The 15,381-nt window shown below is 60.7% G+C and carries 16 protein-coding genes; 11 read left to right on the forward strand and 5 right to left on the reverse strand.

The genetic code is table 11. The features are described 5' to 3' along the window. Positions 1-15 precede the first annotated feature (15 nt). The gene (locus tag CFE47_RS09365) at positions 16-1,434 is read left to right on the forward strand and encodes an amino acid permease (protein WP_286836435.1); all 1,419 of its coding nucleotides are present in this window, start codon (positions 16-18) and stop codon (positions 1,432-1,434) included. Between the two features lie 96 nt (positions 1,435-1,530). On the opposite strand, the gene CFE47_RS09370 is transcribed toward CFE47_RS09365, so the two are convergent. The 4 genes from CFE47_RS09370 to CFE47_RS09385 all read right to left on the reverse strand — a co-directional run bounded on the left by CFE47_RS09370 (position 1,531) and on the right by CFE47_RS09385 (position 5,553). Beyond that, a complete protein-coding gene (locus CFE47_RS09370; protein ID WP_286836437.1) occupies positions 1,531-2,646 on the reverse strand; it encodes an OpgC family protein in 1,116 nt (371 codons plus the stop codon). Positions 2,647-2,778: 132 nt separating this feature from the next. Beyond that, entirely contained in the window at positions 2,779-3,075 is a 297-nt protein-coding gene (locus CFE47_RS09375) for a cupin domain-containing protein (RefSeq protein WP_286836439.1), read from the reverse strand. Positions 3,076-3,139: 64 nt separating this feature from the next. Further along, positions 3,140-4,759, reverse strand: coding sequence for an FMN-binding glutamate synthase family protein (locus CFE47_RS09380; RefSeq protein ID WP_286836441.1), 1,620 nt, complete (start codon positions 4,757-4,759; stop codon positions 3,140-3,142). Positions 4,760-4,788: 29 nt separating this feature from the next. Beyond that, positions 4,789-5,553, reverse strand: a complete 765-nt coding sequence (locus CFE47_RS09385) for a helix-turn-helix transcriptional regulator (RefSeq protein ID WP_286836443.1) — start codon at positions 5,551-5,553, stop codon at positions 4,789-4,791. Between the two features lie 92 nt (positions 5,554-5,645). On the opposite strand from CFE47_RS09385, the gene CFE47_RS09390 reads away from it, so the two are divergent. The 5 genes from CFE47_RS09390 (at position 5,646) to CFE47_RS09410 (ending at position 10,474) form a co-directional block, all read left to right on the forward strand. Further along, the gene (locus CFE47_RS09390; protein WP_286836445.1) at positions 5,646-6,473 is read left to right on the forward strand and encodes a carbon-nitrogen hydrolase family protein; all 828 of its coding nucleotides are present in this window, start codon (positions 5,646-5,648) and stop codon (positions 6,471-6,473) included. A gap of 229 nt (positions 6,474-6,702) precedes the next feature. Next, the gene (locus CFE47_RS09395) at positions 6,703-8,028 is read left to right on the forward strand and encodes an APC family permease (protein ID WP_185707648.1); all 1,326 of its coding nucleotides are present in this window, start codon (positions 6,703-6,705) and stop codon (positions 8,026-8,028) included. A 100-nt stretch (positions 8,029-8,128) separates the two neighbouring features. After that, positions 8,129-8,401, forward strand: coding sequence for a type B 50S ribosomal protein L31 (locus CFE47_RS09400; protein ID WP_016970719.1), 273 nt, complete (start codon positions 8,129-8,131; stop codon positions 8,399-8,401). Between the two features lie 167 nt (positions 8,402-8,568). Beyond that, the gene (gene nosR, locus CFE47_RS09405; protein WP_286836447.1) at positions 8,569-9,909 is read left to right on the forward strand and encodes a response regulator c-di-GMP phosphodiesterase, NosR family; all 1,341 of its coding nucleotides are present in this window, start codon (positions 8,569-8,571) and stop codon (positions 9,907-9,909) included. Between the two features lie 157 nt (positions 9,910-10,066). Then, on the forward strand, positions 10,067-10,474 hold the full coding sequence (locus tag CFE47_RS09410) for an NUDIX hydrolase (RefSeq protein ID WP_286836449.1): 408 nt from the start codon (positions 10,067-10,069) through the stop codon (positions 10,472-10,474). A gap of 136 nt (positions 10,475-10,610) precedes the next feature. Here CFE47_RS09410 and metR read toward each other — a convergent pair whose 3' ends face one another. Then, the gene (gene metR, locus CFE47_RS09415) at positions 10,611-11,528 is read right to left on the reverse strand and encodes a transcriptional regulator MetR (protein ID WP_185707642.1); all 918 of its coding nucleotides are present in this window, start codon (positions 11,526-11,528) and stop codon (positions 10,611-10,613) included. A gap of 194 nt (positions 11,529-11,722) precedes the next feature. On the opposite strand from metR, the gene CFE47_RS09420 reads away from it, so the two are divergent. From CFE47_RS09420 to CFE47_RS09440, 5 genes are all read left to right on the forward strand, one after another. Continuing rightward, on the forward strand, positions 11,723-12,742 hold the full coding sequence (locus CFE47_RS09420) for an alpha/beta fold hydrolase (RefSeq protein WP_185707640.1): 1,020 nt from the start codon (positions 11,723-11,725) through the stop codon (positions 12,740-12,742). A gap of 55 nt (positions 12,743-12,797) precedes the next feature. Next, on the forward strand, positions 12,798-13,451 hold the full coding sequence (locus CFE47_RS09425) for a DsbA family oxidoreductase (protein WP_286836452.1): 654 nt from the start codon (positions 12,798-12,800) through the stop codon (positions 13,449-13,451). Between the two features lie 161 nt (positions 13,452-13,612). Beyond that, positions 13,613-14,533, forward strand: a complete 921-nt coding sequence (locus CFE47_RS09430) for an arginase family protein (protein WP_286836454.1) — start codon at positions 13,613-13,615, stop codon at positions 14,531-14,533. Continuing rightward, positions 14,530-14,910 carry a DMT family transporter gene (locus CFE47_RS09435; RefSeq protein ID WP_185707634.1) on the forward strand — a complete coding sequence of 127 codons (381 nt, stop codon included), beginning with the start codon at positions 14,530-14,532 and terminating at the stop codon, positions 14,908-14,910. Before CFE47_RS09430 ends, CFE47_RS09435 begins: the two co-directional genes overlap by 4 nt. Then, a complete protein-coding gene (locus CFE47_RS09440; protein WP_286836457.1) occupies positions 14,907-15,323 on the forward strand; it encodes a DMT family transporter in 417 nt (138 codons plus the stop codon). The genes CFE47_RS09435 and CFE47_RS09440 overlap by 4 nt, the downstream gene beginning before the upstream one ends. The last annotated feature ends 58 nt before the right edge of the window (positions 15,324-15,381 follow it).

Here is a 15,381-nt window from a genome sequence, read left to right on the forward strand (position 1 = left end):
TGAGGTTGTACCCCTATGCCAGTCGGCAACCCACTGCCCCATGGCGAGACCGCTCAAGGCGGCCCGCTCAAACGTGAACTCGGTGAACGGCACATTCGGCTGATGGCCCTCGGCGCCTGTATCGGTGTCGGCCTGTTCCTCGGCTCGGCCAAGGCCATCGAAATGGCCGGCCCGGCGATCATGCTGTCGTACATCATCGGCGGCCTGGCAATCCTGGTGATCATGCGCGCCCTCGGCGAGATGGCGGTGCACAACCCCGTCGCCGGCTCGTTCAGCCGTTACGCCCAAGACTATCTCGGCCCGTTGGCGGGCTTTCTGACTGGCTGGAACTACTGGTTCCTGTGGCTGGTGACCTGCGTTGCGGAGATCACCGCCGTGGCGGTATACATGGGCGTTTGGTTCCCCGACACACCACGCTGGATCTGGGCCCTGGCGGCGCTGATCAGCATGGGCACGATCAACCTGATCGCGGTAAAAGCCTTTGGTGAATTTGAATTCTGGTTCGCGCTGATCAAGATCGTCACGATCATTGCGATGGTGATCGGCGGCGTCGGCATCATCGCCTTTGGCTTTGGCAACGACGGCGTGGCGCTGGGTATTTCCAACCTGTGGGCCCACGGCGGCTTCATGCCCAATGGCGTGCAAGGTGTGCTGATGTCCCTGCAAATGGTGATGTTCGCCTACCTGGGCGTCGAGATGATCGGCCTCACCGCCGGTGAAGCACGCAACCCACAGAAGACCATTCCCAGTGCCATCGGCTCGGTGTTCTGGCGGATCCTGCTGTTTTACGTCGGCGCATTGTTCGTGATTTTGTCGATCTACCCGTGGAACGAAATCGGCACCCAGGGCAGCCCGTTCGTGATGACCTTCGAGCGCTTGGGCATCAAGACCGCCGCTGGCATCATCAACTTTGTAGTGATCACCGCTGCGCTGTCGTCGTGCAACGGTGGCATCTTCAGCACCGGACGCATGCTCTACAGCCTGGCGCAGAACGGCCAGGCACCGGCCACCTTCGGCACCACTTCAAGCAATGGTGTGCCGCGTAAGGCGCTGTTGTTGTCGATCTTTGCCTTGTTGTTGGGCGTGCTGCTCAACTACCTGGTGCCGGATCAGGTGTTCGTGTGGGTGACCTCCATCGCCACCTTCGGTGCGATCTGGACCTGGCTGATGATCCTGCTGGCCCAGCTCAAATTCCGCAAAGGCTTGAGCCCGGCCGAGCAGGCGGGGCTCAAGTACCGCATGTGGCTGTACCCGGTCAGTTCCTACTTGGCGTTGGCGTTCCTGGTGCTGGTGGTGGGACTGATGGCGTACTTCCCGGATACCCGTGTGGCGCTTTACGTAGGGCCTGCATTCCTGGTGCTGCTGACGGTGCTGTTCTACGTCTTCAAGCTGCAACCGACCAACGCCGGGCATGTTGCCTCGCCATCGGCGTGATCCTTGGTTGGCCCGTTGCGCCAAGCTTTGAGGCGCGCGGGTCAACAAATTGAACGCACGAATACGCACGCCCGCGCGATGCGGGCGTTACCTAAGTCAATTCGCGCGGCGCTGGCTCAGGCGCTTGTTCAACTCGAGCCAGGCGCCCAACGCGGCCATCAGCGCGACGCCCACCCCCGCGGTCAGCAGTTGCATTGCCAGTGAATCGCCGGCCATGGCATTGAGCATGTCGGCCAAGGGAGCAAGCAACACGCCCAGGCAGAACACTTCCAGAGAGAACCGGCCCATTCGGCACACCTGTGCGGCGAGTGGATTTTGCGTCCAGCCTGCACCCGGCAACAGCTTGGCAGTGACGTAGGCCAAGGCCAGGAAGTGCAGCAGGCGCACGGGTGAAAGGTCCGTTTTGCTGATGGGGTAGATCAGCTCGCTGATCACGGCTGGCATGACAGCGTCGTGGAGCTCAGGCCAACGCCACGACAGAGTCAGAATGCCGGTGATCAGCACATATACCGCCGCCGCGATAAACAACGGCTGGCGCGACAAGGGGCGAGGCTCGACGGGCTTTTTGCGCTGGCTGTGAATCGCCGCAGCGCCGCCCAGTACAAACAGCAACTGCCAGGTAATCGGATTGAAATACCATACGCCGTCCTCGATGGCCCGCAGGTTCCAACCCATCCAGGGTGCCAGCAGGTACACGGTCAGCGACACAGCCACGACCACAAGGGGGCTGCGCATCATCAGCGGTAGTACCAGCGCCAGGCTGGCCAGCAACACGATGTACAGCGGCAACGGGTCCATCAGGTTGGGTTTGAAGCGCAACAGCAGTTCATCCAGCAACGCCTGTTGCGGGTGGGTGATGAAGTGGGTCATGCCCATCTCTTGCACCAGGTCGCGGGTCTCGACATGGCTGTTGGCAAAGAACACGATGCCCATCAGCATCGCCAGCAAAAAGATGTGCACCACGTACAGCACCCAGGTGCGGCGCAGGATCTTCAGGCAGGCCATCCAGTAGCCTTCGCGTTGCAGGACTTTGCCGTAGGCCATCACCGAGGCGAAGCCGGCAAGGAACACAAAGATCTCCGCTGCGTCACTGAAACCGAAGTTACGCAGGGTGATCTGGCCGAGGGGATTGTGGGGGACGTGATCCCAGAAAATGAAGATCAACGCCAGGCCCCGAAAAAAATCGATGCGCGGGTCGCGTCCGTTCAGCATGGCAGCGGGCTCTTGTACGGATTGTTTATTAAAGACAGGCGGGCGTAGGCAATGATCCACGCCACGCGTCGGGGGCGCGAAGGTTGGCGGTATTTGTAAGCAATTGCAAAGGTTGGGTATTACTGGATGTCTCTAGACATCAATGATTACCAAAGTGCCATGGCTGCCCGCGAGTACGCTATGGGCCGTACCGGCTTGCACGAGGTACATCTGGCCGGCATTCACTCGGACTTCCTGGTTGTCGACGCTCAGTTGCAAATGACCACTGACCACAAACAGTCCTTCGTTGTAGTCGTGGGTTTCTTCCTCATACGCCTGCTCATCCATGCGCAACACCTTGATCCGCGCCGGGCCAACCTGGCCCAGGCGTGTGGATTTCCAGCTGTCAGGCAATTGTTTGGCGATAGCAGCAAAGTCCAGCAACGGCATGTGAATCTCCTTGTTTCAACGATGCCGTCGGTGGTCCGGTTCAGCGGTCAGTGATGATTAACGATTATGCAGCCACGACGTCATTGGGCTCGAAGCTATCGGCCCGCGCCATCTGCCACATGCGCGAATAGAACTCGCCATTTACCTCACCGGTCAGCAATTCACCCGGCTTGAGGAACACATGAAGCTGCGAAAACAGTTTGATCTCGGTCGCCGACATGCGCCGCACCAAGTGCTTGGCAGACAGTTGCGAAGGGTGATCGAGGCCAGCAGCGGCGAGCATTTCTGCCAGCGCCTTGAGCGTGCTGCGATGAAAGTTGAACACACGCTGGGCCTTGTCCGGCACCACCAGCGCGCGTTGGCGCAGCGGGTCTTGAGTCGCAACGCCGGTCGGGCATTTGTTGGTGTGACACGACTGGGACTGAATGCAGCCGATCGCAAACATGAAGCCCCGCGCCGAGTTGGCCCAGTCGGCACCGATGGCCAAAACGCTGGCGATATCGAACGCGCTGACGATCTTGCCGCTGGCGCCGAGCTTGATTTTGTCGCGCAGGTTCAGGCCCACCAGGGTGTTGTGCACGAACAACAGGCCTTCACGCAACGGCACACCGATGTGGTCGGTGAACTCCACGGGAGCTGCACCGGTGCCGCCTTCCTTGCCATCCACCACGATAAAGTCCGGGAGGATGCCGGTTTCCAGCATGGCCTTGGCGATGCCCATGAACTCCCACGGATGGCCCAGGCAAAACTTGAAGCCTACCGGTTTTCCACCGGACAACTCGCGCAGTTGTTGGATGAACTGCATCATTTCGATAGGCGTGGAAAACGCGCTGTGGCGCGACGGCGAGATGCAGTCTTCGCCCATCATGATGCCGCGTGTCTCGGCGATTTCCTGGGTGACCTTGTGCTTGGGCAAAATCCCGCCATGGCCGGGCTTGGCGCCCTGGCTCATCTTGATTTCGATCATGCGCACTTGCGGGTCCTGTGCCTGCACGGCGAAGCGTTCCGGGTCGAAACGGCCGTCGCTGGTTCGGCAACCGAAGTAGCCGCTGCCCAGTTCCCAGGTCAGGTCGCCGCCGTTTTCGCGGTGATAGGGGCTGATGCTGCCTTCGCCGGTGTCGTGGGCAAAGTTGCCGAGCTTGGCGCCTTGATTGAGCGCGCGGATTGCGTTGGCGCTCAGCGAGCCAAAACTCATTGCCGAGATATTGAACACCGATGCCGAATACGGTTGCTTGCACTGCGGCCCGCCGACCATCACGCGAAAGGCGCTTGGGTCGCTCAAGGGGGCTGGGCGCATGGAGTGGCCGATAAATTCGAAGCCCGACTGGTACACATCGATCAGGGTGCCGAAGGGTTTGTCGGCACTTTCATTCTTGGCGCGCGAATACACCAGCGAACGCTGGGCCCGGGAAAAGGGCAGGGCGTCGCTGTCGGATTCGAGCAGGTACTGGCGGATTTCCGGGCGGATGGCTTCCACCAGGTAACGGATATTGCCCAGGATCGGATAGTTGCGGCGCACGGCGTGGGGACTTTGCAGCAGGTCGAAAATGCCGATCAGGCTGAGGATGCCGGTGACCACGGTGATGGGCCACAGCCATTCATGTTCGATAAACGGGAGGCTGGCGAGGGTAAAAATGACGCACACGGCAAAGAAGGCGTAACGGCTTAATAACGACAGGCTCATACGGTTTTCCTTGGGTTCGGACTCATCGGCTAGGCGGTTTGCGCCTGAAGAAAGATCGAGAACAGCTCCGACTGGGATTTGATCCCTAGCTTGCTGTACATGTGTTTCTTATGGACTTTCACGGTTTCAACAGAGATTTCCAGCTTACGAGCGATTTCCTTGCTGGAGCAACCGCTGAGCATCAAACGGCCGACATCCAGTTCGCGGGCGGTAAGCTGCGCGCCCCATTCATCATTCTGGATCGGCTGCTGCGGTGCGCTGACCTGATTGAGTTCGTAGGGCAGGCGCTGGCGCAACAGGCTCAGCACCCACGGCTGGATCAACGACAGCAGGGCAATCTGGTTTTGGTCAAAGCGCTGCCTAGATCCCAGTGACAGGCACAGCGTGCGACCATCAGGCAGGTGGCAATTGAACTGGATCTCATCGGCCACCACGTTCAGACGGAAGTAGCGTTGATAATACTCGGTGAGTTCAAAGTGCTCCGGCGCGACTTCGGCCAGGCGCAACAGACCGGTACGCGAATGCTCGCGGCTGGCGATGTAGAAGGGGTCGAGCAGGTAAAGGCCGTTGAGGTAGTCCTGGAACAGATGGTCCGGCGTGCCATCGGCGCCAGGGCACTCGGCGAATACCAACGGCCGGTGCTCACTGCTGAACAGCAGCACTACCCAACTGTCGAACGGCACGTATTGGTCCAGCAACCGCACCAGTTGGGTCCAGAAGTTGGCCTGGTCCAGGGCGTCTATCATTTGCCCCACCGAACGGTGCCAGGCGATGTCTTGCAGCGACATGGTCATTATCTACCCCTATCGGGTTACCCCCGCCGCGTAATTCCCTGGCCTGGTGTGGCTGCGCATACTGCGGCACAGATTGAGAACAAGGAATACCCATGAAGGTCGAATTTGCCCAGTTGGCGGGCCGTGATAACGGTACAGCTTACAACCTTGAGCGCGCTTTGGCGGCGATTGCTGCCAGTGCCGGCGATACGCAGCTGATCGTCTTCCCGGAAACCCACCTGATGGGCTTCCCGTCGGCCGAGACCGTCGCCGACATTGCCGAGCCGCTGGACGGCCCGACCGTGCAGGCCGTTATCCAGGCCGCCCGCGAGCGCAACATCGCCGTGGTGATCGGCATGGCCGAGAACGATAACGGCCAGTTCTACAACACCACCTTGCTGATTACCCCCGAGGGCATCGCCCTGCGTTATCGCAAGACCCACCTCTGGGCCTCGGATCGCGGTGTGTTTACCCCGGGCGACCGCTACGCCACCTGTGTGTGGAACGGCGTACGCATCGGCCTGTTGATCTGCTACGACATCGAATTTCCGGAAACCGCCCGCGCCAATGCGCAATTGGGCGCCGAACTGTTGATCGTCACCAACGGCAACATGGACCCGTACGGTCCCACCCATCGCACCGCCATCATGGCTCGTGCCCAGGAAAACCAGGCGTTTGCGCTGATGGTCAACCGGGTAGGCGAGGGCGATGGCGGCCTGTTGTTCGCCGGCGGCAGCGCTCTTGTGGACCCGATAGGCACCTTGCTGTTCGAGGCCGGGCGCGAGGAAGGGCAATTCACGGTCGAGCTGGACCTTGACCAACTGGCAGCGGCGCGCAAGGACTACCGCTACCTGGATGACCAGCGCTTGAAATTGCCGGGTGAGGTGATCGAGCGCGCAGACGGCATACGGGAGCTTCTGATCCCCAATTTCCCCGGCTGACGGCAACCCTGTAGTGAGCGAGCTTGCCTCGCGCTGGGGGGCGAAGCCACCCCAACCAGGCCGCCGCAGTGTTTCAGTAAGACCGAGGTGCCTGGGTTTGGGGCGACTTCGCCACCCAGCGCGAGGCAAGCTCGCTCACTACAACCCCGTGCAGTCCATAAGAAAAAAGACACCTGCAACACCCATTTCAGTTCTGCCATAAATCTAATAAATCAGCGGAGAATCGCTCATGGCTCGTTTGCAACGCACCCTGTCATTAGGGTCGGTGGTGCTGTTTGGCATCGCCTATATGACGCCGATCATTGTGCTCGGCACCTTTGGCATCCTGGCGCAATCCACTGCGGGCATGGTCCCCGCCGCGTATCTGGCGGCGCTGGTAGCGATGTTCTTTACCGCCATGAGCTACGGGCGCATGGCCTCGGCCTTTCCGGTCGCCGGTTCCGCCTACAGTTATGTGCGCAAGGCAATCAGCCCGAAACTGGGGTTTATCGCGGGTTGGGCGGTGTTGCTCGACTACCTGTTCTTGCCCATGGCCATTTGGCTGATCGGTGCGGCGTACCTCAATTCGGCGTTCCCGGCAGTGCCGCAATGGATCTGGGTGCTGGCGTTTATCGGCATCACCAGCGCCATCAACATCGTCGGCCTCAAGCTGGCCAACGGCATCAATGCGTTGCTGATGCTGGTGCAGTTCCTGGTGCTGATCGCGTTCGTGGCGCTGTGCATCCATTACATCGGCGGCGACGCCAGCAAGCCGCTGTGGACCATCACCCCGTTCTTCAACGGCCAGATGCAGATGCCGTTGATCATGAGCGGGGCGGCCATTGCCTGCTATTCGTTCCTGGGCTTTGACGCGGTCAGCACCCTGACCGAAGAAACCCGCGACCCACGTCGCACCATTCCACGGGCCATCATGTTGATCACCTTGATCGGCGGCCTGATTTTTGTGGCGGTGTCCTACTTCGTGCAGATCGCTCATCCGTCGTTCGAATTCGCCAACGTCGATTCGGCGGCGTACGAAATTGCGCGCAATATCGGCGGCGACCTGTTTGTGTCGATCTTCCTGATCGGCCTGATCGTCGGTCAATTCGCTTCGGGGCTGTCGGCCCAGGCCAGTGGTTCGCGGTTGTTGTTTGCCATGGGCCGTGACGGTGTGTTGCCCAAGTCGTTCTTCGGCACCTTGCATGCGCGCTTCGGCACACCGGTCAACAGCATCCTGTTGTGTGCAGTGGTGGCGCTGCTGGCGTTGAAGCTAGACGTGACCACCTCCACCTCGTTCATCAACTTCGGTGCGTTCCTGGCGTTCAGCCTGGTGAACCTGTCGGTGATCTTCCACTACTGGATCGGCGCCAAGCAGCGCGGCGTGCGGGAGTTGATCCTGTTTCTGGTGTTCCCGACCATCGGCCTGGTCGCGGATTTATGGCTGATGGTCAGCCTCGACCACTTGGCGATTTACCTGGGCCTGGTGTGGTTGGCGATTGGTTTGGTGTACCTGGGCGTACTGACCCGTGGCTTCTCGCAACAGCCACCGGAGATGGATTTCCAGGAAGCTGCATAGACTTTCCCGGCCTATTCTTATTGCAATCGGTTCTCGTTTGGGTGCATGATTTGTGTTATTGTATAACACTTGTTTTGCACCCAGACGCCCCGGAGGCCTTATGAAAGCTGGAATCCATCCCGACTACCGTACCGTGCTGTTCCATGACACTGCCGCCGACGTGTTCTTCCTGATCGGCTCCACCGCCGACAGCGATCGCACCCATAAACACAGCGACGGCAATACTTACCCTTATATCCCGTTGGACGTGTCCAGCGCCTCGCACCCGATCTACACCGGCCAACAACGCAAGACCCAGGCCGAAGGCCGGATTGCCGGGTTCAACAAGCGCTTTGCGTCGTTCGGCTCAAGCCCGAAAAAAGCCGACGCGTGAGGCGTACCGGTTTCACCTCGAAGGCCGCTCCCGTTTATGGAGCGGCTTTTTTTTGCATTGATATCGGAAGGCCATCATTTTGCCAAAAACCGACTAAACTACTCAGTAATCGCCAAGGAGGCAGGCCCAGACTGTAGGGAGCGCATACCGACGATCCGAGGTGTCCCATGGGAGAGTCAGTTACTTTCACCGATACCGACCGCGCCGTGGTGCTGTTGATCGATGCCCACCCGGACGTACTCCGCAGCCTCACCCACCTGCTGCGGCTGGAGCCCTTCGACCTGTACAGCGCTGCTTGCGCCGCTGATGCCTTGGCGATCCTCGCCAGCCAACCCGTCGACCTGGTGATGAGCGCCGCACGCCTGCCAGACATGGACGGCGCTTCGCTGCTGGCGCACATCCACCAACACTATCCCCACACCGTGCGCATCCTGCTTACAGGTGAGACCGACCTGACGCTGATCATCAAGGCCATCAACGAAGGCGAGATCTACCGCTACCTCAGCAAACCCTGGAACGATGAAGAACTGCTGTCGGCGTTGCGCCAATCCCTGGCTCATCAGCATTCCGAGCGTGAGCGACTGCGCCTGGAACAGCTGATCTTGCAGCAGAACGAAGCACTCAAGCAGCTCAACGCCACGCTGGAAAAACGCGTGGCCGCACGCACCAGCGAACTGCAGCAAACCGCTGACATGCTCGACCTGGCCTACGAAGAACTCAAACACAGCTACGCCACCGGCGCCGAAGTGTTCTCGCTGCTGGCCAACCTGCGCCTGCCGCGTGCCAAGCAGACCAACCGGCAGATCATCGAACTGGTGCGCACCTGGTGCATCGCCCATGGCGTGGACTCTGCCAGCAACCGCGACCTGACCATGGCCGCAGCGCTCTACAACATCGGCAAGTTGAGTTGGAGCGACAGCATGATGGCCTCGCCCTCGGACCTGCTGCACAGCAGCGACCGTGAACGCTATCGCGCCTACGCCACGCAAAGCGAGTCGCTGTTGATGGCCCTGGAACCGATGAAAGACGCCGCACGGCTGATCCGCCATCACCAGGAACGCTGGGACGGCAGCGGTTTCCCCGACCACCTCAAGGGCGAGGCGATTCCCGCAGGTTCACGCCTGCTCAAACTGGCGGTGGATTTCATCGAGCTGCAAAAAGGCCTGATCCTGGAGCGGCAGATGAACAGTGACGAAGCGCTGCTGTACATCCGCAAATACGCAGGGCGGCTGTATGACCCGAACATGGTCGAGGACTTTGTGCAGGTGTGCGCCACCTACCTCAATGACGTGACCCTGGGCGACCCCAACGTCAAGGTGCTCGGTACTCGGGAACTGGAGGAGGGCATGGTGCTGGCGCGCAGTCTGAACGCCGATAACGGTATGTTGCTGCTTAATGCCGGCAAGGTGTTGAACTTGCCGTTGGTGGATAAGTTGATTGCCTTCGAGACCATGGAAGGCGCGCGATACAGCGTGTTTATCAAAGATACCGCCGTGAACACGGTCTGAAAATGTGGGAGCTGGCTTGCCTGCGATAACGATAGCCATGCCAGCAAATAGGCAGGCTGACACTCCGCCATCGCAGGCAAGCCAGCTCCCACATTGATTGCGGCGAGCCTGTCGGTCATGTGATCCTTGCGCCCTTTGCCGCCAAGGAAGACCACTCATGCCCTCCACCATCCGCATCGCCGCCGCCCTCCTGATCGGCACTGACGGCCAGACCCTGCTGGTGCGCAAGCGCGGTACCCAGGCCTTCATGCAGCCTGGCGGCAAAATCGACGCCGGCGAGCAACCCGCCGAAGCACTGGCCCGTGAGTTGCACGAAGAACTCAACCTGCGCATCGACCCCAGCGCCGCCGTTTACCTGGGCACGTTCTCTGCTCCGGCCGTCAATGAGCCGGGTTTCACCGTGGAAGCCGAGTTGTTCCAGGTGAACATCGACGTAAATGTCACCCCGGCGGCCGAGATTGAAGAGGTGCGTTGGATCGACCCGGCTGGCGACGGTGGCCTGCAGTTGGCGCCGTTGACGCGCGATTTGATCCTGCCGTTCTACCGCGAATCGTTGACGGCGTAATTCTCTGGTGAAACCCTATCGAATGTGGGAGCGGGCTTGCTCGCGAATGCGGTGGGTCAGTCAATACCTCTGTGACTGATCCACCACATTCGCGAGCAAGCCCGCTCCCACATTTTGATCTTCATTGTTTCCAACTTCAGCGCACCGCGCTGACGCCATCCAGTGTGGAAAAGGATGTGTCCTTCGCCGTCAGCAGGAAGTCGCGCATGTACGGCGCATCCAGCATGTCCGCACGGATCCCCGCATACAGCGTCGCGAACAAACCTTTTTCACCCAGGCGCTTGCCCTTCACGTACCCGCGCGAGCTGTATTCATGCAGCGCCCAGTGCGGCATGCCGCACACACCACGGCCGCTGGCCACCAGTTGCATCATCATCACCGTCAATTCAGAGGTCCGCACCTGGGCCGGCTCGATGTCGGCGGGTTCCAGGAAGCGCGTGAAGATGTCCAGGCGGTCGCGTTCCACGGGGTAGGTGATCAGGGTTTCGGTCAGCAGGTCTTCCGGCACGACGTACGCCTTGTTGGCCAGCGCATGCTGGTTAGCCACGGCCAACATGGCCTCATAGGTGAACAGCGGCACATAGGTGATGCCCGGCAGCTCCAACGGATCGGAGGTCACCACCAGGTCCAGGTCACCACGGGCCAGGGCCGGCAGCGGGGCGAAGGCGAAGCCCGAGGCCAGGTCCAGCTCGACTTCGGGCCAGGCATCGCGGAACTGGTCGATGGTCGGCATCAACCACTGAAAGCAGCTGTGGCATTCAATCGCCATGTGCAAACGCCCAGCGGTGCCGCCGGCCAACCGCGCAATATCGCGCTCGGCACCGCGCAGCAACGGCAAGGTCGCGTCAGCCAATTGCAGCAGGCGCAGGCCGGCGCTGGTGAAGCGCAGCGGCTTGGTCTTGCGCACGAACAGAGGCATACCCAGGCGCTCTTCCAGCTCTTTGAACTGGTGGGACAGTGCCGACTGCGTCAGGTGCAGGCGCTCGGCGGCTTCCACCAGGCTGTCGGCTTCACGCAGGGCGTGCAGGGTCTTGAGGTGACGGATCTCGAGCACGGGCTCTCCATGAATATAATTTGTGATGATTAAGAATGGCGTGAGTTTGTCTCATGTTGCCAGGTCTGTCGATAAGCAGGTTGAACATGACCGCTGAGCACTCTTCATCAAACTGTCACGCAACTGTGGCAGCGCGCTTGAACAAACTTCATCAGACTCGCGCTCTACTGGGGTTCTGCGTTTCGGTGTTTTTCATGCGCGTGTTTTTTCTATTGGCCGCTCTCTTGTTCGGCCTGCCGTCTTTTGCGGCTTCTCGATGTGATGTCAATGTCCCGACCCAAACGGTCGACCTGGAAAAGGTCAGCATCGCTTACCAGAGTATCGGCCGTGCGTCCGACCCGGCTTTGCTGCTGGTGATGGGTTTGGGCGGGCAGTTGATTCACTGGCCAGATGAAGTGGTCGTCGCGCTGTGCCAGCAAGGCTTTCGGGTCATCCGCTATGATAACCGCGATGTCGGCCTGTCGACCTGGCGCCAGGCGCCCGCGAGCGCCAACCTGACCTTTGAAGTGCTGCGCTACAAGCTCGGCCTACCCGTGGCAGCGCCATATACCTTGAGCGATATGGCCGACGACGCGCTGGGCTTGATGGATGCCTTGCAGATCCAGCAATTCCACGTATTGGGCGCGAGCATGGGCGGCATGATCGCCCAGCACTTGGCCGCGATGGCGCCGCAGCGGGTGGAAAGCCTCACCTTGATCATGACCAGCTCCGGCGCCGAAGGCCTGCCTGCGCCGAGTGCGGCGTTGGTGCAACTGCTGTCGCGACGCAGCGCGCCTAATCGTGAAGTGGCCCTGGAACAACAGGCCGATTTGCTGGCGGCGTTGGGCAGCCCGAATGTGAAGGATGACCGTCAGGCGCTGTTGCACCAGGCTGCGCTGTCCTACGATCGGGCGTTCAACCCGGACGGCGTGAAGCGTCAGATCATGGCGATCCTCGCCGAGCCGAGCCGCGTGCCGTTGCTCAACCAACTGCGCGTGCCGACGCTGGTGGTGCACGGCACCGCCGACCCGCTGTTGCCGGTGATGCACGGCGTGCACCTGGCGGCGCATATCCAGGGCAGCCAGTTGAAGCTGATTCCCGGCATGGCCCATCGTTTCCAGGAAGCGTTCAAGGCGCCGCTGCTGACGGCCGTGTTGCCCTACCTTCAAGCTCATCGCGAAGACGCAGCGCACTGGGCGCAGATTGACCTGGGCGAGCCTTCGAAGGTGCTGTGACATTGGTGTATCGTGAGCCTTTTACGGCACGTTTCTGCCTGCGAGGTTGCCCACCATGAGTACTCCCCTGAAAATCGATTTCGTCAGCGACGTGTCCTGCCCCTGGTGCATAATCGGCCTGCGCGGCCTGACCGAAGCCTTGGACCAGCTTGGCGCCGAGGTGCAGGCCGAGATCCATTTCCAGCCGTTCGAACTGAACCCGAACATGCCCGCCGAAGGGCAAAACATCGTCGAGCACATCACCGAAAAATACGGCTCCACCGCCGAACAATCCCAGGCCAACCGCGAGCGTATCCGCGACATGGGCGCCGCACTGGGCTTTGCCTTTCGTACCGATGGCCAGAGCCGCATCTACAACACGTTCGATGCGCACCGCCTGTTGCATTGGGCCGGGCTGGAAGGCTTGCAGTACAACCTCAAGGAAGCGTTGTTCAAGGCTTATTTCAGCGACGGCCAGGACCCTTCCGACCACGCCACCCTGGCGATCATCGCCGAGAGCGTCGGGCTGGACTTGAAACGCGCCGCCGAGATCCTTGCCAGCGACGAATACGCCGCCCAAGTGCGTGAGCAGGAGCAACTGTGGGTGTCGCGTGGTGTGAGCTCGGTCCCGACCATCGTGTTCAACGACCAATACGCGGTGAGCGGTGGCCAGCCGGCCGAGGCGTTTGTGGGCGCGATTCGGCAGATCATCAACGAGTCCCGAGCCTGACACCGTGCTGATGTGGGAGCTGGCTTGCCTGCGATAGCGATGCAAGATTCACGACCGCTATCGCAGGCAAGCCAGCTCCCACATGTGTTTCTTGTTGTTCTTGAAATAAGTGCTGGCCCGGCCCTTGCATTGCCCCCTTAAAGCCTAAGGGGAACACTGCCTTGAATATTCTTGACCTCGACCACAGCCTAACAAGCCAGGCTCCGATTGCCCGGCGGTTGGCCAGCGGTCAGGCCACGCGCCTCGACCTGCTGGACCTGGGCCCGAAGCTGCGCCTGTGGTCCACCGAAAAAACCTGGAAGGTCTTCGCCGAGCGCCTGGCCAAGCGGCCCCGGCCGGTGGATGCGCGACCGGAAATCCTGTTTGTCGGCTCTGGTGACTACCACCACCTCACCCCGGCTTTTCTGGCCGACCTTAAAGAACCCATCAGCCTGATCCACTTCGATAACCACCCTGACTGGGTGCGCTTTGCGCCCAAGCGCCACTGCGGCTCGTGGGTCAACCGCGCGTTGAAGATGCCGGCGATCAAACGCATCGTCACGCTGGGCCCGTGCAGCGACGACCTGCATAACCCGCAACTGCGCGGCGGCAACCTGGGCGCCCTCAAGCGTGGGCACTTGCAGCTGTTTCCCTGGCAGCATCCGCCGTCGAAAGTCTGGGGGCGGGTGGGCGATGGCGCCGGTCACCAGCAGCAGGAAAACCACCTGCACTGGCGCAACCTCGCGGAGTTGGATTGGGCGCAGTTTCTGGAACAGATGATCACCAGCCTGCCCACTGAGGCCATCTGGATCACCATCGACAAAGACGTATTGGCCAGCGAGGACGCCGCCACCAACTGGGACCAGGGCGGCATGCGCTTGACCCACTTGTTGCAAGCCCTGCGAGCGTTGGCGGCGCGTAAACGCATCATTGGCATCGACGTGTGCGGCGAGTTCGCCACGCCTGCGTTCAGTAACGCGTTCAAGCGCTGGGAGGCCAAGTCCGACCAGCCTCCGCCCGAGCGTTGGAGCGCCGAGGATATACAGCGCAATGCCGCCACCAATGAAGCCCTGATCGACCTGTTTGAGGAGTTGTTCCCGTGACCCTGACCGTGGTGTTGCTGGTGGCCTTTTCCATCGTGCTCGATGTGATCGGCCAGTTGTGTTTCAAGATCGGCCTGGACCGCCTGCCCGAGCTGGAAGGTGGTTTTCGCCTGAATGCGTTCTGGGGCCAGGTGTTCAATGCGCCATTGCTGTGGGCCGGGATCGGTGCCTATGCCATCGAGTTTTTCGTGTGGCTTGAAGCGTTGTCGCGTGCGCCGCTGAGCCTGCTGTTCCCGGCGGCCGCGCTGGCCTATTGCGGCGTGGTGCTGGCGGGCAAGGTGGTGCTCAAGGAAACCGTCAGCCGACGCCGATGGGCGGGCACATTGGTGATTACCGTGGGTGTGATGTTGGTGGCAATTGCCGGGAGTCAGGCATGAATTCGCAGGAAATGGTGGTGGAACGTCCAAGCGGATGGCTGCACGGTCGCCTTGGCACCGTGGTGCTGTGGGCGTTGCTGATCGGCTTTGAAAGCGCCGGCCAGTTGTTTACCAAGGTGGCCGGTGACCAGTTGGGCCAGATGGACCTCACTTGGCAGTGGTTGGCGGATGTGGCACGCAACCCAGGGATCCTGGCGGCGATCGGCAGCTACATCGGCGCCTTCTTCGTGTGGATGCTGATTTTGCGACGCAGCAGCCTGTCCCTGGCGTTCCCGCTGAGTTCACTGGTGTTTGTGGTGGTGTTGCTGGGCTCGTGGCTGGGGCTGGGGGAACATATCAGCCCACTGCACTGGGTGGGCGTGGCGGTGATTATCGGCGGCATTGCGCTGTTGGCCGAAGGCGAAGAAAACTGAGGCCACCGCTGTTTGTAGTGAGCGGGCTTGCCGCGCGCCGCGGTGTACCAGGCACATC

The organism is Pseudomonas sp. PGPPP1 (assembly GCF_002255865.1).
GTDB classification, from domain to species: domain Bacteria; phylum Pseudomonadota; class Gammaproteobacteria; order Pseudomonadales; family Pseudomonadaceae; genus Aquipseudomonas; species Aquipseudomonas cremoris.